Source organism: Providencia rettgeri, from assembly GCF_013702265.1.
Classification (GTDB): domain Bacteria; phylum Pseudomonadota; class Gammaproteobacteria; order Enterobacterales; family Enterobacteriaceae; genus Providencia; species Providencia zhijiangensis.
Window position 1 is genome coordinate 509,180 of record NZ_CP059348.1, and the last position, 19,522, is coordinate 528,701.

14 protein-coding genes and 1 pseudogene are annotated in these 19,522 nt (G+C 44.8%); 8 read left to right on the forward strand and 7 right to left on the reverse strand.

Annotated elements, in window-relative coordinates; genetic code table 11:
- Positions 1-321: 321 nt before the first annotated feature.
- From H0913_RS02300 to H0913_RS02310, 3 genes and pseudogenes are all read right to left on the reverse strand, one after another.
- Complete coding sequence (locus tag H0913_RS02300; RefSeq protein ID WP_181477923.1) at positions 322-1,473, reverse strand: DUF4056 domain-containing protein; 1,152 nt, start codon at positions 1,471-1,473, stop codon at positions 322-324.
- Entirely contained in the window at positions 1,473-2,618 is a 1,146-nt protein-coding gene (locus tag H0913_RS02305; protein WP_181477924.1) for a BamA/TamA family outer membrane protein, read from the reverse strand. Before H0913_RS02305 ends, H0913_RS02300 begins: the two co-directional genes overlap by 1 nt.
- Positions 2,618-2,827, reverse strand: a pseudogene (locus H0913_RS02310) (hypothetical protein); the annotation flags it as partial. The pseudogene H0913_RS02310 and the gene H0913_RS02305, both read right to left, overlap by 1 nt.
- Before the next feature lie 151 nt (positions 2,828-2,978).
- On the opposite strand from H0913_RS02310, the gene H0913_RS02315 reads away from it, so the two are divergent.
- Positions 2,979-3,959 (forward strand): IS5-like element ISEc68 family transposase, encoded by a 981-nt coding sequence (locus H0913_RS02315; RefSeq protein ID WP_181478652.1) that lies wholly within the window; start codon positions 2,979-2,981, stop codon positions 3,957-3,959.
- Here the strand turns inward: H0913_RS02315 and H0913_RS02320 are convergent.
- Together H0913_RS02320 and H0913_RS02325 are read right to left on the reverse strand one after the other, a co-directional pair.
- Positions 3,894-4,931 carry a hypothetical protein gene (locus tag H0913_RS02320; protein WP_232368816.1) on the reverse strand — a complete coding sequence of 346 codons (1,038 nt, stop codon included), beginning with the start codon at positions 4,929-4,931 and terminating at the stop codon, positions 3,894-3,896. The two genes, H0913_RS02315 and H0913_RS02320, sit on opposite strands and share 66 nt — an antisense overlap.
- Positions 4,932-5,197: 266 nt before the next feature.
- On the reverse strand, positions 5,198-5,380 hold the full coding sequence (locus tag H0913_RS02325; RefSeq protein ID WP_181477925.1) for a hypothetical protein: 183 nt from the start codon (positions 5,378-5,380) through the stop codon (positions 5,198-5,200).
- A gap of 263 nt (positions 5,381-5,643) precedes the next feature.
- Between H0913_RS02325 and H0913_RS02330 the strand changes: the two genes are divergently transcribed.
- The 6 genes from H0913_RS02330 to arnT all read left to right on the forward strand — a co-directional run bounded on the left by H0913_RS02330 (position 5,644) and on the right by arnT (position 14,422).
- Positions 5,644-7,092 carry a DUF4026 domain-containing protein gene (locus tag H0913_RS02330; protein WP_181477926.1) on the forward strand — a complete coding sequence of 483 codons (1,449 nt, stop codon included), beginning with the start codon at positions 5,644-5,646 and terminating at the stop codon, positions 7,090-7,092.
- A gap of 69 nt (positions 7,093-7,161) precedes the next feature.
- Positions 7,162-7,620 (forward strand): regulatory protein RecX, encoded by a 459-nt coding sequence (locus H0913_RS02335; RefSeq protein WP_108479297.1) that lies wholly within the window; start codon positions 7,162-7,164, stop codon positions 7,618-7,620.
- Between the two features lie 280 nt (positions 7,621-7,900).
- Positions 7,901-9,259: an anaerobic C4-dicarboxylate transporter DcuC gene (dcuC, locus tag H0913_RS02340; protein WP_036955315.1), complete on the forward strand. Its 1,359-nt coding sequence runs from the start codon at positions 7,901-7,903 to the stop codon at positions 9,257-9,259.
- A gap of 313 nt (positions 9,260-9,572) precedes the next feature.
- On the forward strand, positions 9,573-10,832 hold the full coding sequence (locus H0913_RS02345) for an aromatic amino acid transport family protein (protein WP_036955312.1): 1,260 nt from the start codon (positions 9,573-9,575) through the stop codon (positions 10,830-10,832).
- 234 nt (positions 10,833-11,066) lie between these two features.
- Positions 11,067-12,341: a bifunctional O-acetylhomoserine aminocarboxypropyltransferase/cysteine synthase gene (locus H0913_RS02350; protein WP_154602029.1), complete on the forward strand. Its 1,275-nt coding sequence runs from the start codon at positions 11,067-11,069 to the stop codon at positions 12,339-12,341.
- Positions 12,342-12,775: 434 nt separating this feature from the next.
- The gene (gene arnT / locus H0913_RS02355) at positions 12,776-14,422 is read left to right on the forward strand and encodes a lipid IV(A) 4-amino-4-deoxy-L-arabinosyltransferase (protein WP_181477927.1); all 1,647 of its coding nucleotides are present in this window, start codon (positions 12,776-12,778) and stop codon (positions 14,420-14,422) included.
- Between the two features lie 285 nt (positions 14,423-14,707).
- On the opposite strand, the gene H0913_RS02360 is transcribed toward arnT, so the two are convergent.
- Together H0913_RS02360 and H0913_RS02365 are read right to left on the reverse strand one after the other, a co-directional pair.
- Positions 14,708-17,812 carry a MexW/MexI family multidrug efflux RND transporter permease subunit gene (locus tag H0913_RS02360; RefSeq protein WP_181477928.1) on the reverse strand — a complete coding sequence of 1,035 codons (3,105 nt, stop codon included), beginning with the start codon at positions 17,810-17,812 and terminating at the stop codon, positions 14,708-14,710.
- A gap of 9 nt (positions 17,813-17,821) precedes the next feature.
- Positions 17,822-18,919 (reverse strand): efflux RND transporter periplasmic adaptor subunit, encoded by a 1,098-nt coding sequence (locus H0913_RS02365; RefSeq protein WP_181477929.1) that lies wholly within the window; start codon positions 18,917-18,919, stop codon positions 17,822-17,824.
- 101 nt (positions 18,920-19,020) lie between these two features.
- Here H0913_RS02365 and soxR point away from each other — a divergent pair, with 101 nt between their 5' ends.
- Positions 19,021-19,503 carry a redox-sensitive transcriptional activator SoxR gene (gene soxR / locus H0913_RS02370; protein WP_181477930.1) on the forward strand — a complete coding sequence of 161 codons (483 nt, stop codon included), beginning with the start codon at positions 19,021-19,023 and terminating at the stop codon, positions 19,501-19,503.
- The last annotated feature ends 19 nt before the right edge of the window (positions 19,504-19,522 follow it).

Consider the following 19,522-nt stretch of genomic DNA (forward strand, 5'->3'; position numbering starts at 1 on the left):
ATATATAATTGCATTATTTATATTTTCAATGCTGTATTTATCAATTTTTGTTTTTGATTTCATTATGTAATCATCTGATTTAAGCTAAATTTGATTGGTTTTCAAACAATTAACAGGTGTATTGTAGGGGTGTTATGTTTAAAAAATAACCAATCAGCAGTCTAAATTTTAAACAAAATGGGGTGTTTCGCATTTTATGAGTGGTATTGGTTGTTAAAAATACAGAATCTAAATCGACTTTCAATGCGTGAAAAGGTCAAAAAAAAGACCGTTTTTTGACCTTTTGTTTCAGCTAAATATTACTATTGATCGACGACCTTTTTAGTCGTTGAATGGCACAGTTTGCTGTTTCTGATCTTCAATTTTTGCATTCTCAGCGAGCCGTTTGAAATCATCAACTGTCCAATATGTTTCTGGAATAGGAAGTTGTGCCATATGATCGGTGGGGACTAAGCGAAACTGTGCGAGAGAGGATAACGTAAATCCTGCATATTCCGACGGCAAACTGAGTTTTAGCCCTAAAGTTGCTACAGCCTGAGTAGGTAAAAATGGATAGCGGTTATCGGTGGTGTCATAATCGCGCGTGAGCACTAAAAATTTATCTGGAACACGCTTCGAACTATTCCACCAAAGCCCATCAATTTTGTTAAATGCATGGCGAGTTAAGGGTTTTTCTTGAGCCCCAAGTTGATGTAATGCAATAGGAAGCAGTGCTTCGAGCGATTGCGAGAATATCGCAAGTGACTCAGCACGACCTTGTAAAATCAGCGAACTCGCCAGTCTTGCACCCACTAAGTTGGAATATAAGTCTTCGGGAGAGAAGGCGGATATCCCCTCAGAAAAACCGGGAACCGATTGATAACCATACCATTGTGCAATTTCATGCCAAGCGGCTAACTGAAACGCGAGCTTGGCCGCTAGATAGGTACTTAACGTGTAGCGCTCTGCGGGGGAGGCTGGTGGTGTAAAGGCGGAAAAATGGATTTGTCTGCTCGCGAGTTCATCGCTGAGAGTTAATGTCCACTCTTCACCTAGCTTTGGGTAAATCTGGCTAAAGAGATATAACGTATAGTCGGCGGTATCTCGAACATGGGCAATATCAATAAACCCACCATCTATGGTATAGATAAGCCCCACTTTTTCGTTACTGATCCCCATTAGACCTGCGGTGGCGCCCAAGTAACTATCATTATAATGGTGCTCACCGAGATTATCGGCTTCCACAATGTTGTCGATGGTATAAAAAGGAACGGGGATACCTGCCACTTCGGCTTGCAGGTCATAGCCAAAAGCGCAGCAGGCTCGAAGTCCTTGAGGGGCTTTGAGATCTTGTAGAATAGGCCACGCTTGGGATGCTTCCTCGTTAGAAGTCGTATCTAGATTAAGATTCGCTGCAGGTAGGTTCAGTTCTTCGCGAGTTTGGCAGGCGACGAGCATAAATAAAAAACATGAAGTTATTGGCAGCTTAAACATTAGAAAGACTCACCAACTTGGAAATAGACCCCCGTACTGTTGCGACCAACACCAAAATCCAGTCTCACATTCATCCGAGGCTTAAATTCAAAACGATAACCCACTCCGGCACTTGGTAGCCAGTGTCCAGCACCTAACTCTGAGGGAGAGTCGCTCATGGTTCCTGTGCCTAACCAGCCAACAACCCCGTGCCGCCAGTCTAATTTATGGCGCAACTCGATTTGACTCGTAAAAATATTGTTGTCCCGATAGCGCCCTTCATAGTAACCCCGCATGCGGTTACTGTTACCTAATAAAGAAAGCTGGTTCCATGGCACATCTCCCGTGGTAAAACGGGCATAGTTATCAACGGCTACGACAGTTTTTTCTGTGAGCTCATGGTAATAGGCATATTGCAACTGGGTCGCTTGAAAACGGGTATCACTACCGAAGTTTGGTGAAAAATAAGTATAGATGACCTCGAGTGTTTGCCCATGGTGTGCGTTGGGTAAAAAGTCTCGGGTGTTATAGCTATAATAGGCGCTGATGCCTGAGCTAATAACCGAACGACCGCCAACTGACTGCGAGAAGTAAGCTTTTGCGCCTTCATCGGGGTCGCTGGCATTGATCGACGAAAAATTCCATCCCAGTCCCACATAGGTGGCATCGGTTAGCTTGTATAAAGCCCTTGGGGTGATTTTGAACTCTTGAGAATGATATTTTTCTTTATTACTCTCTTTTTTTCCTGCTGCGTATCCTTTGCCCCAATAATACGTCGGAACATTATTAATGGTACCGGAGACAAACAGTCGCCATTGGTCACTATCTACAAAGTTGTAGTTAGTGAAGTTGAGTCCAAAAGCCCCTGTGGATGATGCAAAACCACTTAACCCAATCGAAGAGGGCTGAGTTTTAGTGTCTTGTTTGTCGAGACGATACAAGCCCACTAAAGCGGTTCCGACACCTAATCCCATTTCAGGGGTATAAAAAGGCCCCGGTAAAACGCCCCAGTCGATAGTTTTGGATTCATCAAAGCTGTTTTCGCCCCCAAGTTCGCTGAGCCAACCATCAATTTTTTCCCGTTCAGGAAGGATTTGTGCTTGCGAGGAGAAGGCAAAGATAAGGCTGAGGAGTGTCAGCCTACGCAGGTATTTCTGTTGTAACATTAAAAACGGAACTCGCCTGAAATAAAGAAGCTGTTACGGTTATTAAAACCAATTTCGGTAAGGACGTTAAAGTTACGAGTTAACTCAACGCGAGCACCGACGGTATTGTTCCATTTATGGGCAAGGTGTTGTTCAACATCGAACTTAGTATCAGCGGGTGCTAAAGCCATCCATTTATTTAATTCGGGTGGTAAATCTAAATTACTAAGGAAGGTGCGAACAAGTCCCATGTGTGGTCTGCGTCGGCTTACTGGCTTGGATGCAAGGCGTGGTTCGCAGCAAATGGCCCTAGGGAAGGTGCGAATAAGTCCGAGATGTGAGATCATCGTATTGTAACCTGAACCCAGAATGAGTAACCGGATGAGCCAGCAACTGACTTTTGCCGATAGTGAGTTTTCCAGTAAACGCCGCCAGACCCGCAAAGAAGTTTTGCTTGGCAGAATGGATGACTTGCTTCCCTGGGACAAATTACTTGGCGTTATCGAGCCTGTGTATCCCAAGGCCGGTAATGGTCGCAGGCCCTATCCGCTGGAAACCATGCTGCGTATTCACTGCATGCAGCAATGGTACAACCTGAGCGATGAGGCCATGGAAGATGCCCTCTATGAAATCGCCTCCATGCGCCAATTTGCTCGCCTGTCACTGGATAAAGCCATTCCAGACCGCACTACCATCATGAATTTCCGGCATTTGCTGGAGCAGCATGAACTGGCCCGCAAAATCTTCAGTACCGTTAATCACTGGCTAGCAGAGTGTGGCGTTCTAATGACCCAGGGCACCTTGGTGGATGCCACCATCATTCAAGCCCCCAGCTCTACCAAAAACAAACACAACAGCCGTGATGAAGACATGCACCAGACCAAGAAAGGTAACCAGTGGTACTTCGGCATGAAAGCGCACATTGGCGTGGACGCCAAAAGTGGCCTGACCCACAGTCTGGTGACCACGGCGGCTAACGAGCACGACCTCAATCAGGTTGGCAAGTTACTGCATGGCGATGAAGAGTTTATCTCAGCCGATGCTGGTTATCAGGGGGCCGAAAAGCGCGATGAGCTCAGCGATGTCAGCGCAGACTGGCTTATCGCCAAGCGTCCCGGCAAAGTGAATGCATTGAAGCAACACCCGCGCAAGAACAAGCTGGCCATCCGTTACGAATACCTGAAAGCGAGTATCCGAGCGAAGGTTGAGCATCCATTTCGGATAGTAAAATGTCAGTTTGGTTTCGTCAAAGCCAGGTACAAGGGGCTGGCTAAAAATGACAGTCAACTGGCGATGTTATTCACCCTGGCGAACCTGGTTCGAGTTGACCAATTGATACGGGCACAGGCGAGATCTACCTGAAATGAGGAAATTGGCCTGAAACAGGGCCAAAATCAGCCACGAAGAGACGATTTTGGGCTGAAAATTGGAAAATTGAGCCACAGGACGTCGATAAAGGACGGTTTGGGGCGTCATATCGGGAGCTGCGGACCACTTAATCGCAGCTTCCCTAATATTACCTTTAAAACGCTGGGTAATATCTTGGTACATAGCACCGGTCCAGACTTGGACTTTAGTATTACCTTGACCAGAAATGAGTGGCTCAAAGACAAACTCATAACCAATGCGAGGGGTGATGACTAAGGCTTTAATATCCCCATCAATAATATCTAAATTGGTTTTGGTGTAGTTGATATCTAAAGTGGAGAAAAATTGGTTATAACCTCCAGCGAAGGTCACTCCACCCCCATAGGATTTACCATCATAATCTAATTCAAATGGGAGATTCTTACCGATAGGGATTGGAACATTTTGGCCAAATATTTTAACATTAGCTTCAACGTTCGTTAGGTTAGTTGTTGATGTTCCTTTGGTTTTTCCATAAACACCATAGACATTCATAAATGGGAATATCCAAGTATCCAGTTTTAACATTTGAGATTGGTTTTTGCTGCGGGTATGCCCTGTCTCTATTTTTAAATCTTTATTCATGTCGAATTTAACAAATGGCATTCCAGGAACTTTGATCTCTGAATTTGTATGAAAGCCAATTTTATCCACTACAACATCCTGACGCAGATTCATATAGCCATAACTGACCCCAAAAGGTTCCGGTAAGTCATAGCCTCGAGCGCGAGCTTCATCTCCCCAAAAAGGTAAAATACGGGATTCAGTCGTCGATGAACGAGTCACTCCGCCTTCGTTATTCGCTTTAGGAACGCCAGATTCGCTCATGCTTAATGAAAATAGTGGTGTATCACTATCGGCAAAGCTGGCGGGGGCAACCAGACAAGAGGAAAGTAGCAGCGCTGCGCTGTATTGAATGCGTGTCATAATGAACTCAATGATTAGTAGAATAGAATGAAGGAAATAATAAATTATCTTAATTTAATTGGCTTACAATTATCGATGAAAGCTTAGCATACATTATAATTGATAATATGGCCCATGGTGCTATTTTAATGATATTTTGCTACTGATAAATGCGTATTATTATCAATATGATGGATATGACTAAAATATAGGAAGGATATTATTGAGGCGTTAAAGAGGGTGCTGAAACTCTGGGTATTTCAGCACACATTAGAATAAGAACAGTATTATTTGCTGTTTTTCTGATGAAACTGAACACGCTCATGGAAGTAGTCTTTTAAATGTGCTTCCATATTGTGGATTTTTTGTTCCAGCGCATTAATTAAGACATCATCATTATTCATATCAAAAACGCGCTTCATTGCGAGGTCATCAATATATTCTTTTTGTTTCTCAGATAAATCAGCCATGTTGTAAAGCCTCTATTTTCAAAACCTATATAAGAAAGGATTATTTCACCAACCAAAAGCCTTGGTGATGCTGGTTCTCATTGTGCCCTAGTGAATACGGGATGAAAAGTGGAATTACGTTGCATCAAATAATGATGATTAGTGCTCCTAGTTTAAATATGAGAGATTAAACGCCTATCTGATTGGGTTAAGAATTATCACAATATTCTTACCGAATATAAGCTGATATCCTCCGGTAAGATAATAAATAACAGGGCAAAATAGTGAACAATAAACAACAATACCTTGATATTGCTGCTGGAAACGGGGAAAAAGAAGCCTCGATGATGGTGGCAATCCCTGCGTCAGAGCTGACCTCCCTACAACTTGAACAGCGTCTGGAAGAGCAAACCTATTTTACTGAAGGGGAAATCGATTACCTGCCAGATGAAGAAGGCGGCGGTTTCTTCTTTACCTGCAAACGTGGCGAAGAAGAGTTACGTTTTTACGTTTCGCTTGTGGAAAGCGACCCGGAATACACCATCAACCCGTATTTCGCGACAGATCCTATTAGCCAAGAGCTGTATGCCGAAGCGAGCAATGCGCCTCAAGCGGTGGTGGTTGAATGCCTATTCCAAGAAAAGCCTTTGGTGAGCTACTTACAGCAGCTTAAAATTATCCAAATTTTAGTGCCTGATTTATTATTGGGCTTGGATATTTCTGCCGCAGGTAAAGTCTTTACCCGTGAATGGCTTAACTTCCAGTTAATCGACGATTTAATGCCAAGCATTGATTCTCTGTATGTGGTACATGCCATTTACGATCACGATGAAAACTCAGAAGATTCCGCGCCAACCAAATATTGGTTCCATACTCATGGTTTAGCACGTTGCGGTTTATCGGAAGCGGAAATTATTATTCCACACCCGATTGCGTCTTATTATGGGATCCCTGAGTTGTTCTGGAGCTTTGTGAACAACAGCATTACTAACGGAAAAATCGACTTCAATGAACCGATTTTCATTGGGCAAACACAAACCGGCTATGAGTATTTAGTGGCGGTGCCTTTTGAAGAAGGTCTCCTTCATGTAGGAACCTCTACACCGATTGATAATTTAAAACCACTGGAAGAGATGAACTTCGAGTTTGGTGATATGAGCTCTGAGCGCTTTATGGGGGATTGGCACGATCGTGACGAATCTCACCAGCATCCGTCCGTAATGTTATTCCGTGTTACTCAAGAAAACCCAACATTGGAAAGTTTCTTCGAAGGGTTTGAAGACCAAAATGCGATGATGTTTATGCGTACCGATGAAGAAACGGCGGATATGTCCAGCAAAGCCAGACTGCGTTGGGAATATTTCACCCATATGTTAGATAACTATGGTCCAAAACCGGTCGCACCGAAAAAAGGGTTATTTGCGAAGCTACTCGGAAAATCGGAAGAAGAGGAAGAATCAGAGTGGCGCTTCCTAGTCAAATGCGGCATTAGTTATCAAGATGAAGATGGCGACGAGGGACACGAACATATGTGGTTTGAGCCGTTGACATGGAACGGTGACCAATTTGAAGGCCGCTTGATTAACCACCCATTTTACGTAGAAACCATGGAAGAGGGCGGCGTTTATCCGCTAACGCGTGACCATATCACGGATTGGACTATTTATTATCAGGACGGTAGCTATACTCCTGATACAATCTATAAACTTCTTAGTGGTGCTCAAGTGCATTAATCTATCTTGATTGACTAATGCGAATAGGGCACTGAATTCAGTGCCCTTTTTAATGAGTTAAATGCGACAATGACCCAACCTGAACTGTACCAATACGCCCTATTTTTACTTTCCAGACGCGATTATGGCAAAGCGGAGTTATTTGCCCGTATGAAGCGCCGTATGTATGAGAAAAATGAAGGCATTATCGATGAGCAGTTGATTGAAGGGGTGTTAGACAAACTGAGTGAGCAGCATTTTCTGGATGATGACCGCGTGGTGTCGCTGTTATTGCAGGGGTATGCGCGTAAAGGTTATGGACCTTTGCGGATCAAACAAGAAATGCGCCAAAAAGGATTTGCTGAGACATTAGTCGAACACCATTTTGCCGAGCTTGATGTTGACTGGTTTGAAAAAGCAGCTGAAGTGCGTAGTAAAAAATTTGGTGATGAAATCCCAACTGACTTTAAAGAGAAGGGTAAACAAATTCGTTATCTGCAATACCGAGGTTTTTTTGGTGACATGATATTTGAGTTATTCTCGCGCTAATTTTTGCAGTTAATCCTACATTATTTATGATTGTCATTATGTGAATAATCACGCCATTTAATATCGTTCAAATGACTATTATTTGACTTTAGTTTAAATGATTAACGCCCCTGAGTTTCATTTCTTTTGCTTAGTCAAAAAATAATATTTTTTTGACTTGTGTTTTTATCTATTTCTAGATTAAAAATATTGTCCACTATGATCATTATCAGTGTATTTCGCTTTTTTTTTAGGCAGAGTACCTCCAATAATTACAAAATGAGACGGGCAGGAGAAACACATGATTGAGCTCTTAATAGGCGTATTGGTCGCCGTTGGAGTTGGGCGCTATATAATAAAGGGTTACTCTGCAACAGGGGTATTAATGACGGGGGGTATTTTACTCCTGATTATTACCGCGTTAATGGGTAAAAGCATTTTACCAGAATCAGTGAAAGCAACGGGATGGCGCGTTACTGATATTCTGGAATACATCAAGTTCTTATTAATGAGCCGAGGTGGTGACCTCGGTATGATGATCATGGTGCTGTGTGGGTTTGCGTCTTATATGACTCACATTGGTGCGAATGACGTGGTGGTTAAAATTGCCTCCAAGCCATTGAAAATGATCAACTCCCCATACTTATTGATGGTTGCGGCGTATATTGTTGCTTGCTTGATGTCACTGGCAGTTTCATCGGCAACAGGTTTAGGGGTGTTATTGATGGCAACCCTGTTCCCTGTGATGGTTAACGTCGGGATCAGCCGTGGCGCAGCAGCGGCTATCTGTGCGTCACCCGCCGCTATCATTTTGGCACCAACGTCTGGAGACGTTATCTTAGCGGCGAAAGCAGCGGAAATGCCTCTGATTGATTTCGCATTCAAAACCACACTGCCTATCTCCATCGCTGCAATTGTTGCGATGTCAGTGGCTCACTTCTTCTGGCAGCGTTTTCTGGATAGAAAAGAGCACGTTAAAACCGAAATGCTGGATGTGAATGAAATCAAAACCCACGCACCGGGTTTCTACGCGATTTTACCGTTTACCCCAATCATCGGTGTATTAGTGTTTGATGGTAAATGGGCACCTGAACTGCATATCGTCACTATTATTGTTGGCTGTATTATCATGGCTGCAATCATTGAATTTATTCGTAGCTTCAGTGCAAAACATGTCTATGGCGGATTAGAAGTTTGCTATAGAGGCATGGCGGATGCGTTTGCAACCGTCGTGATGCTGTTAGTGGCAGCCGGCGTCTTCGCGCAGGGTCTAAGCACTATCGGCTTTATTAAAGGTTTGATCGACTTAGCACAATCCTTTGGTTCAGGCGCGATTGTGATGATGATTGCGCTGGTGGTGATCACCATGTTAGCGGCGATGACGACAGGTTCTGGTAACGCACCATTCTACGCATTCGTTGAATTGATCCCTCACTTAGCGAAGCAAATGGGCGTCAACCCAGCTTACCTTGTCATCCCAATGTTACAGGCATCTAACTTAGGTCGTACATTATCACCGGTTTCTGGGGTGGTGGTTGCGGTATCGGGGATGGCGAAGATTTCACCGTTTGAAGTGGTGAAAAGAACCTCGGTTCCTGTATTAGTTGGGCTTATCGTTGTTGTGATTGCTACCGAGATTTTAGTGCCTGTTTATTTGTAACAAAATAGGTATTTCTCCATCTAAAATGGCTAGAAATTATTCTAGCCATTTTTTTATCGATATTTATTTCGGTTAATACTTAGGTTTAAAAGAAAAAAACTCTACGCTTTTTTGATGTGGTGTTTGGGTATTTTCAATCAAATGATAAAAATTTATTTGCGATTATTAACAAATTGTCATTTTTTTAGATTCAGATATGAGATCTACACCAAAAAGCCAGAAAGATTAATCAAAATAAGCTAGTTGCTCTAACGCATTTAATGCAAAATTCGCGCATCTTTTTTTATCCATTTTAAAACGATGAAGTGACGGTATGAGCACAATAAAAACCGCAGTAAACACGACAGACAAACCTGCTAGTAAGTGGACGTATAAAGACTTCACTTGGGTATTATCTCTTTTTGGTACCGCCGTTGGTGCGGGGGTTCTTTTTCTGCCAATTAAAGCTGGCGCGGGTGGTTTCTGGCCATTAGTTGTATTAGCTTTAATTGCAACACCAATGATTTGGTTAGCTCATAAAGGGTTAGCGCGTTTTGTTTTATCGGCTAAGAAACACGATGCTGATATCACCGATACTGTGGAAGAACATTTCGGTAAAACAGGCGCGAATATCATCACTTTTGCTTATTTCTTTGCGATTTACCCAATCGTATTAATTTACGGCGTGGGTATCACTAACACAGTAGACTCATTCTTAGTGAACCAAATTGGTATGGACCCACTGCCACGTTGGTTGCTGTCTGGAGTGTTAATTGCAGCAATGACCGCAGGTGTGGTATTCGGTCGTGATTTAATGCTGAAACTCACTTCTATGATGGTTTATCCATTAGTCTTCATCTTATTAGCATTGTCTCTGTACCTGATCCCTGAGTGGAATACGTCGATGTTAGAAGTCGCACCAGATTGGAGCGCAATGCCGATTGTTGTCTGGATGGCAATTCCTATCATCGTATTCTCTTTTAACCACAGCCCAATCATCAGCCAATTTGCAAAAGACCAACGTCAGCAATTTGGTGACCAAGCCGTGATTAAAACTGACATGATCACTGGCGGTGCAGCATTTATGCTAACTGGCTTCGTGATGTTCTTCGTATTCTCTGTAGTACTGTCACTGAGCCCAGCTGAGTTAGAAATCGCGAAGAAAGAAAACATCAGCGTGTTATCCCATATTGCGAACATTAACCCATCACCAATCCTGTCTTACTTAGGGCCTATCGTGGCATTCGCCGCTATCGTTTCTAGTTACTTTGGTCACTTCTTAGGTGCGCACGAAGGTCTGGTTGGTTTAGTGAAATCACGCTCTTCAGTTTCTGTGAAGAAAATTGAATTAATCTCTTTACTGTTCATCGTGATCACCACGTGGATCGTCGCGATTATCAACCCAAGTATCTTAGGTATGATTGAAACCATGGGTGCTCCAATGATTGCGGCAATCCTGTTCATCCTACCAGTTGTTGCGATGCGTATTGTTCCTGCAATGAAGCCGTTCAGTACCTCTAAGCCAGCGCAAATCTTTACGCTGCTATGCGGTTTAGCATCAATTACCTCTGTGATTTATGGCGCGTTCGCGTAATTAAATTCAGTTGTACCGAGACCCATATTGCTTCGGCAATATGGGTTTTTTTGTTTCTAAAGTGGGCTTATTTATTTTGTGAATAACTATAGATGAAATTATTTCAAGTCTAGATGGTTGTGTGAGGGATCTACTTGGGGGATATTGGAAAGGACTGCCGTGAAATAATAAGTACCGTGAAATAAAAACAAGAACCCATTCAATTGGCAGTGCGGGTATAACAAGGATAACGCAATGAAATTAGAAACATTATCAATCCACGCAGGCTATTCTCCAGACCCTACAACCAAGTCTGTCGCGGTGCCTATTTATCAAACCACCTCTTATGCATTTGACGATACACAACACGGCGCGGATCTGTTCGACTTAAAAGTTGCAGGTAATATCTATACCCGCATTATGAACCCGACCAATGATGTGCTCGAAAAGCGTGTTGCTGCTCTTGAAGGGGGGATTGCCGGACTGGCGGTGGCGTCTGGAATGGCGGCTATCACCTATGCAATTCAAACTATTGCCCAAGTCGGCGATAACATTGTTTCTGTGGCAAAACTGTATGGCGGTACGTATAACTTGCTGGCGCATACTCTGCCGCGCCTTGGTATCGAAACCCGTTTTGCTGAACACGATGATTTAACTGCACTAGAAGCCCTGATTGATGAGAAAACAAAAGCCGTTTTCTGTGAATCTATCTCTAACCCTGCGGGCTTTATTGTTGACCTTGCGGCGCTGGCAGAGGTTGCGCATCGCCATGGCGTACCTCTGATTGTCGACAATACCGTAGCGACCCCGTATTTATGCCGCCCATTTGAACACGGTGCGGACATCGTGGTGCACTCGTTAACTAAATATATTGGTGGTCACGGCACCTCAATCGGCGGAATGGTGATTGATTCAGGTAAATTCCCGTGGGCGGAGCACGCAGAGCGTTTTTCTCTGCTAGTTGAGCCTGATATCGCCTATCACGGCGTCAGTTATACTGAGCACTTCGGTGCGGCGGCTTTTATTGCCCGTTGCCGCGTAGCACCGCTGCGTGGGACGGGAGCGGCATTATCGCCATTTAACGCCTTCTTGATCTTACAAGGTCTGGAAACACTCGCATTAAGAATGGAACGCCATACTGAAAACGCATTGAAAGTGGCTCAATTCCTCGAAAATCATCCTCAAGTGGCATGGGTAAAATATGCGGGTCTACCAAGCAACCCTGAGCACGCACTTGCGCAAAAATATATGCAAGGTAAACCTGCCAGTATCATGTCTTTTGGGATCAAAGGCGGGCAGGAAGCCGGTGCGCGTTTTATTGATGCACTGAACCTGATTGTTCGTTTGGTCAATATTGGAGATGCAAAATCATTAGCGTGCCATCCAGCATCTACCACCCATCGTCAATTAAATGATGCGGAGCTAGCACGTGCAGGGGTATCGCGCGATATGATCCGTTTATCCATTGGTATTGAACATATCGATGACATTCTTGCTGACTTAATTCAAGCCTTGGATGCAGCTAAGTAAATCTTGTTAAGCAGCTACCGATAAATAAAGGTGGTTATTGTGAAGAATATATTGCAATAACTGCCTTTATTGTTTCCTACGTGATTAACTATTGAGGTTTATTCTTCTTTCTAGGATTAATAACTATTCGCAATCAGCACTGTTTTTTAATTTATTTTTCATTCTGTTAAAAATAAATGGAAATTGCTGAACTATTGTTTTTTAATCGAGTCTTAACAAGCAGCTCATCCTGTTATCTTAATGTTGAAATAAAATATTCATTTATTGATTGTTTATCTCATATGGGCGTATGAAATACGAAAATGTTTATTGGTTTATACTGGGTTTAGTCGAACTAACGATAATAGAACCCTGATTTGATTAATCAAAAGCGCCTGAAGCTTCGGCGAAAATAATAATTATTAAATATTTATGACAATAATGGTTGAGATTAAATGATGATGGCAAATAATAAAGTTGCCTACTTTAAGTGGTGCCTATTATTCGGTTTTGTACTCATAACCTATTTTCTTCCTCTCAATGGACGAATGCTATGGCAACCCGATGAGCTACGCTATGCAGAAATCAGCCGTGAGCTGATATTAAGTAGCCATTGGAGCGTACCTGAGCTGCTTGGTATCCGCTATTTTGAAAAACCGATTTTTGGTTATTGGGTCGGTTCTTTCTTCCAAATGCTATTTGGTGAAAACAATGTCTCGGTTCGATTAGGCGTGGTGTTTAGCACCCTGATCAGCGGGTTATTTGTTTATCTCAGCGCAAAGATGGCATGGAAAAATAAAGACCTCGCGTTTAATGCGGTGCTTATTTATCTTTCCATGTTTATGATTTTGACCATTGGGACATACAATATCCTTGACCCAATTGTGACCGCCTTTATTACGATGATTATCTTCTTTTTCCAATGGGGGATAACCACGACACAACGCACTCATAAATTGTATGCCTATATTCTGATTGGCGTGGCATGCGGCTTAGGGGTCATGACAAAAGGCTTTTTAGTCTTAGTGCTTCCCGTTTTAGTGTGTTCCGTTAGCGCAATTTACTTCAGAAAGCTCAAAGACGTCTGCCTGTACGCATTAATTTCGATTCTTGTCGCCGTGTTAGTTTGCTTACCGTGGGCGCTCACGATTGCCAGCCTAGAGCCAGATTTCTGGAGCTACTTTTTCTGGGTTGAGCATATTCAGCGTTTTATGGCGGATAACGCACAAAACAAATCTCCGTTCTGGTTCTATATGCCGATTTTATTGGCGGCAGTGCTTCCGTGGTTAGGTTACCTCTTCTCATCCCTTGCACATGCAGTTCGCGCGAGAGGCATGAACCTTTATTTCTTATTGTGGGCGGCGCTACCTTTCCTATTTTTTAGTGTCACTAAAGGGAAGCTACTCACCTATATTCTGCCGTGCATCGCACCTATCGCGATTTTGATGGCATCCTATTTGCAGCAGATTTTAACCCAGAATAAAGTGGCTACCATTCGTCTGAATGCGCTGATAAACATTACGCTGGGTATCGCGGCGGCAGGGGCATTTATTGCCTCCCCTTACTTCCCTAAAATGAATTTATATCAAGGGGATGAAAGCTACAAAATGTGGATTGCCGCAGGAGCATTTCTATTTTGGGCTGTGATGGGTGTGGTGTCATTTAACCGTAAATTCTGGTCATTGGCCGCTGCCTGTACGTTAGTGCTCAGCCTCAGTATTGGGCATGTGATCCCTAAATACATTGAGAGCAATAACACCCCGCAAGGCGTGCTAACTAAATACCAAGATCAGCTACAAAACCGCGCGATACTCTTAACCAATAATGTGGGATTAGGCACTGCGTTGGCTTGGGTACTCAAACGCGATGACATTACCATGCTGTATCAAACAGGTGAGCTAGGTTACGGGTTGAATTACCCTGATGCAGAAAATCGTTTTTACCGTTTAGAGCAGCTACCAAGCTTGCTGGCGAGCAAAAATAATCGCAACGTTGCGGTGGTGGTTGATGCTTCACAAAATGAAGTTATTGATGCTCTACCGGGTACTCCAATCATTATTAAAGAAGGTAAGTTAGTGATGGCTTTCTATGAAGGCCAGTAAATTAATAGCCTGATAATAGATTGACGAAGAGCCGCACTACGAAAGTATGCGGCTCTTTTTTCTATTGATTAAAACATTAAGTAAAACATAGCCGAGAACACTATTTACGCCATCGGTTCGTGACGTCGGAGTGCGTGTTCCTTGATGGATAAGGATGATAAATCATCATCATTGCCACACTGTTGCTCATAGGATGAGTCGAAAAATCCGTTGACTTGCTGTCATGAACTGTTCGCTTTTCCTTGCGAGTGGGAACAAGTGAAAGATGGTTTAACGATGATAAATTCATGGTGCCGTCTCCTCAGAGTGTTTAATTAAACGGTTAGCTTCAGCCAGCTCATAACGTCTTGGGGTTAACGCTGTCGCACTGTGATTACGTGCCAGAACGGAATAGATAGTTGGCAACACAAACAGGGTAAATAGCGTCCCCACCAGCATGCCAGTGACAATCACCAGACCTAGCCCAAAGCGGCTATTTGCTCCGGCGCCAGTCGCGAACAGAAGAGGAACTAAACCGATAACCATTGCCGCCGTTGTCATCAAAATCGGGCGTAAACGGATTTGTGCTGCTTTTAAAATGGCGTGGCGTTTATCTAACCCTTCGTTAGCTTGCAGCTCATTGGCAAACTCCACCATTAAGATCCCGTGTTTACTGATAAGCCCTATCAAGGTAACTAAGCCAATTTGGGTATAAATATTGAGGGTGGCATAACCCAGCGCCAGCGGGATCAGCGCGCCACAGATAGACAGCGGAACGGTAATTAAGATAATCAACGGATCCACTAAACTTTCATACTGCGCCGCGAGCACCAGATAGATAATGATCAGCGCCGCCATAAACGCGAAGGCGAGGGTGTTTCCTTCTTGTTTATATTGGCGCGAATCGGATTGCCAATCATGGCTAAAACCGGCGGGTAGTTCGCTGGCTACCTCATCGAGATACGCCACCGCTTGCCCTAAGGTGACGCCCGGAGCAGGGATCGCTTGGAAAATGGCCGCATTTTGCTGATTAAACTGAGACAGTTTATTCGGCTCTACTTGCGTGGAAATATCCACCACCGTCGACAGCGGGATCATGCTGCCATCTTCGGACTTAACATAATGGCGGGATAACGCTTCAGGCGTCAGTCGCTGGCTGCGTAGGCTTTGGGGGATCACATCATAAGAGCGTCCATCCATGCCAAAGCGGTTGATATAATTCTCACCCACTAGCAACGTTAAGGACTCACCAATATCCTGCATACGAATGCCTAAACTGTTAGCTTTCGAACGATTAATGCGAACTTCAACCACAGGGTTGTTATAGTCGAGGTCGCTATCTACCACCATAAACAGGCCGCTTTCACGCGCTTGCTGTTTGATCTCTTCCATGGTGCGATACAGTACCGGATAATCTTGCGGGCTTTTTAGCACCATCTGAATCGGCAAACCGCCGGTCGAACCCGGTAATGCTGGCAACTGGAACACAAAGATACTGTTACCTTCCACATCCCCAACGCGATTTTGTAAATCCGATTGGATCGCCGACGCAGGGCGCTCTCGTTGCTCCCAAGAGGTTAAGTTTGTCCCCCCGAAGCTGGCGGAAGGGCCATCGGTGCCGTTAATAATCCACGTACTTTCGGTTTCGGGTAGCTCCATAAACACATCGTGTAATTTGCGGGAGAAACGCTCCACATACTCAAGGTTGGCATGTTGCGGAGACTTAATCGCCGTTAAGACGCTCGATTGGTCTTCAACTGGTGCCAGTTCTCGCGGCGCCGCTTGATACAACATCGGCAGGCTGATCACGACGCCGACAGCCAAAATTCCGGTGATCCAGCGATTCTTCAATGAGAAATTCAGTACCGCTGTATAGTAATGGGCAAGGGTCTCGAAGAAGGTTTCTGCCATTCGCGCCATGCGCCCTTCATTCTGCTTTGAGTTCAACATAAACGAACTCATCACCGGAGAAAGGGTTAGCGCCACTATTCCTGATACAATCACCGCGCCCGCCAGCGTGAGCGCAAACTCTTTAAACAGTGCTCCCGTCAACCCAGACATCAAGCCAATCGGCGCATACACTGCGGCGAGGGTAATCGTCATTGCAAGGACGGGGCCAGCCACCTCACGGGCACCAATCAACGCCGCCAGAACAGGGGATTTTCCTTCCTCAATATGGCGATGCACGTTTTCCACCACTACGATGGCATCATCCACCACTAACCCAATCGCCAGCACCATCGCCAGTAAGGTTAGCAAGTTAATACTAAAGCCGAACGCCATCATCAATGCCGCCGCACCTAGCATGGATAGTGGAATGGCAAGAATGGGAATAATCACGCTGCGAATCGAACCTAGGCACAGATAAATTACCGCGATAACAATCAGCAAGGCTTCCACGAGTGTGTGGATCACTTGGTCGATGGAGGCCTTAATAAACCGTGAAGTTTCAAAGGCCATTTCCACTTTTACCCCCGGCGGCAGGGTTTTGATGATATCTGGCATTAACTTATTCATGCCATCTACAATCACTAGCGGGTTACCCGTTGGGGTGGCAAATAAACCTAAGTAAATGGCAGGTTCCCCGTTCATTAAGCCACTGGTTTCTGTAGATGCCGCCCCCAGCTCAATGGTGCCCACATCCTTTAAGCGCACCAATCCGTTACCATCATTGCGGATCACCAAATCACGAAATTCATCCACATTGGTTAAATCGGTATTCACATATACGTTGGAAATGACAAACTCTCCCTTCACTTTACCGGGAGCCGCTTGATAGTTATTTTGGCGTACCGCTTGGGCGACTTCAGCCGCCGAAATACCGCGACCAGCGAGTTTATCCGCATCCAACCATAAACGCATCGCCAGCTGCTGCCCGCCAAATACTTGCACTTTCGCCACTCCATCAATAGCGGAATACATCGGTTCCACTACGCGGGAAAGATAATCGGTTAGCGCAGGAATCGAAAGTTCGGTACTGGAAAAACCAATATAAGCGACGGCGGTAGACTCCCCAGAAGAGAGCTCAATCACAGGGTCATACGCCTCTTTTGGCAGCTTATAACGCACTTGGTTGACTTTTGCCATCACTTGGGTGAGGGCTTGAGTGGAATCGCGGTTTAGCTCCATGCGCACGGTCACAAGGCTGCTGCCTTGAACGGAGGATGATGATAAGTAATCGACCCCTTCAACGGAAGAGACCGCTTGGGCAATCGGCTGAGTCACAAACCCCTGCATTAATTTTGCCGAGGCGCCCGGATATTGGGTGGTAATAGTAATTGTCGAGCTTTCTAACTGAGGGTATTGGCGAATGGGTAATTTGCTTAGCGCAAACAGCCCCATCAACACAATTAAGGCACTGACCACTAACGCTAATACCGGTCGGCGCACAAACAAGTCCGTAAATTTCATCGTTCGTCCTTATGAGCCTTGCGGGGTTTCAGATAATGTATTTTGAGCAACAGGGGTAATGGCAGAGCCATTATTCAGACGTAGCTGCCCAGAACTGACCACTTGGTCGCCTTCCGCAAGTCCGTGCTCAATTTCAATATTGCCATCAAAACGCTGCCCCGTTTTCACGGAAACGCGCTTGACCGTCATGGCATCACCGGTACCTTCGGCGATAAACACGGTATCCCCGTAAGCGGTGTAAGTGACTGCGGTTTCAGGAACGGTCAGTACCGTATTGTTGGCTTGTCGCACTACCGTGACATTGGCGTACATCCCCGCTTTTAACTTCCCATTGCTGTTATCCAGAGTGGCTTGCAACGCAATCGTTCGGGACTTACCAATCAATGGATCAATCGCCGTCACTTTGGCAGGAAATGGTGTTTCGGGGTAAGCATCGACAGTGATGTCCACCACTTGCCCTTGGTGCAATTCGGGAGAGGCTTGCTCGTCTAAGGAGAAATTCAGCTTCAGCGTTTGGGTATCCACAAGGCTGGCTATCGCTTCGCCGGGGCTAAGATATTGCCCTTCATGGACTTGGCGAATACCAATGGTGCCATCGAATGGGGCATGAATGGCTTTTTGCGCAATCAATGCTTGGGTTTGCTGAATCAGCCCCTGTGCCATATCGCGTTCGGCACGGGTGCTATCCACCTGCGCTTCCGCCACTAAATGTTGCGCAGACAGAGAACGGGTTCTGTCATATAGACGGGCGGCATTGCGGTATTGTGCTTGATAGCGGGCTAAATCTGCACGTTCCACCGCATCATTGAGCTGCACCAGTAATTGCCCTTTTTTGACCTGTTGACCGGATTCAAACCCAATTTTGGTGATACGCCCACTGGTTTCTGCGGCCACAAACACCTGACTACCTGCTTCTAATTCCCCCACACCGTAAAAAGTGCGTGGAGCATTAGCCAAGGTGACGGGAGCAAGAGCCACTTTCACTGGAGGATATTGATAAGCCGCTTGCGGCTTATCGTCTGAGCTGGCGTAAGTCGAGTAAATGGCGGCTCCCCCACCTACGGAGAGAAGCCCTGCACATAGCAACGTTAGCGTTTTTTTATTCATTATGATTGGCATCTTAAATTGACAATTAAAGAGGCTGGCACTATAAAACCTTAAGTTAAGTTGAGGTCAATAGGAGGTGAGCAAAAATGGTGGGCAAAACCATGAATACGATAAAAAAGCGGGAAATTGCCGCTGAAAAGGTAGATTTTTCACGGGCTCTGACGGTAGGGGAAGTGGCGAAACGTGCAGGCGTTCCGGTCTCTACGGTGCATTTTTATGAAGCGAAAGGGCTGATTCAAAGTACCCGAACACAAGGAAATCAGCGGCGTTTTCCACCGGTGGTTTTACGCTACATTGCCATTATCAAAGTGGCACAAAGTACCGGTATTCCCCTCAAAGAGATCCAAGATGCATTGGGTCAGTTTCCGGCAAACAGCAAATTGACGGCGGAAGAATGGAAAGGGATGTCAACGGAATGGAAAAGCTCATTAGATAGACGAATCAAACAGTTAACTCGATTGCGCAATGAATTGGATCACTGTATTGGTTGTGGTTGTTTGTCTCTCAAAGATTGCCCTTTGCGCAACCCTGAAGATATCTTAGGCAACCAAGGTTCCGGCGCCCAAATCCTCGAACGTCCTTAAATCACACTTTTCACTATCT

Excerpts from the sequence above, each read along its gene's own strand:
- H0913_RS02300 (WP_181477923.1), bottom strand. The coding sequence starts at position 1,473 with ATGTTTAAGCTGCCAATAACTTCATGTTTTTTATTTATGCTCGTCGCC.
- H0913_RS02305 (WP_181477924.1), bottom strand. The coding sequence starts at position 2,618 with ATGTTACAACAGAAATACCTGCGTAGGCTGACACTCCTCAGCCTTATC.
- H0913_RS02315 (WP_181478652.1), top strand. The coding sequence starts at position 2,979 with ATGAGCCAGCAACTGACTTTTGCCGATAGTGAGTTTTCCAGTAAACGC.
- H0913_RS02320 (WP_232368816.1), bottom strand. The coding sequence starts at position 4,931 with ATGACACGCATTCAATACAGCGCAGCGCTGCTACTTTCCTCTTGTCTG.
- H0913_RS02325 (WP_181477925.1), bottom strand. The coding sequence starts at position 5,380 with ATGGCTGATTTATCTGAGAAACAAAAAGAATATATTGATGACCTCGCA.
- H0913_RS02335 (WP_108479297.1), top strand. The coding sequence starts at position 7,162 with ATGACCCAACCTGAACTGTACCAATACGCCCTATTTTTACTTTCCAGA.
- dcuC (WP_036955315.1), top strand. The coding sequence starts at position 7,901 with ATGATTGAGCTCTTAATAGGCGTATTGGTCGCCGTTGGAGTTGGGCGC.
- H0913_RS02345 (WP_036955312.1), top strand. The coding sequence starts at position 9,573 with ATGAGCACAATAAAAACCGCAGTAAACACGACAGACAAACCTGCTAGT.
- H0913_RS02350 (WP_154602029.1), top strand. The coding sequence starts at position 11,067 with ATGAAATTAGAAACATTATCAATCCACGCAGGCTATTCTCCAGACCCT.
- arnT (WP_181477927.1), top strand. The coding sequence starts at position 12,776 with ATGATGATGGCAAATAATAAAGTTGCCTACTTTAAGTGGTGCCTATTA.
- H0913_RS02360 (WP_181477928.1), bottom strand. The coding sequence starts at position 17,812 with ATGAAATTTACGGACTTGTTTGTGCGCCGACCGGTATTAGCGTTAGTG.
- H0913_RS02365 (WP_181477929.1), bottom strand. The coding sequence starts at position 18,919 with ATGAATAAAAAAACGCTAACGTTGCTATGTGCAGGGCTTCTCTCCGTA.
- soxR (WP_181477930.1), top strand. The coding sequence starts at position 19,021 with ATGAATACGATAAAAAAGCGGGAAATTGCCGCTGAAAAGGTAGATTTT.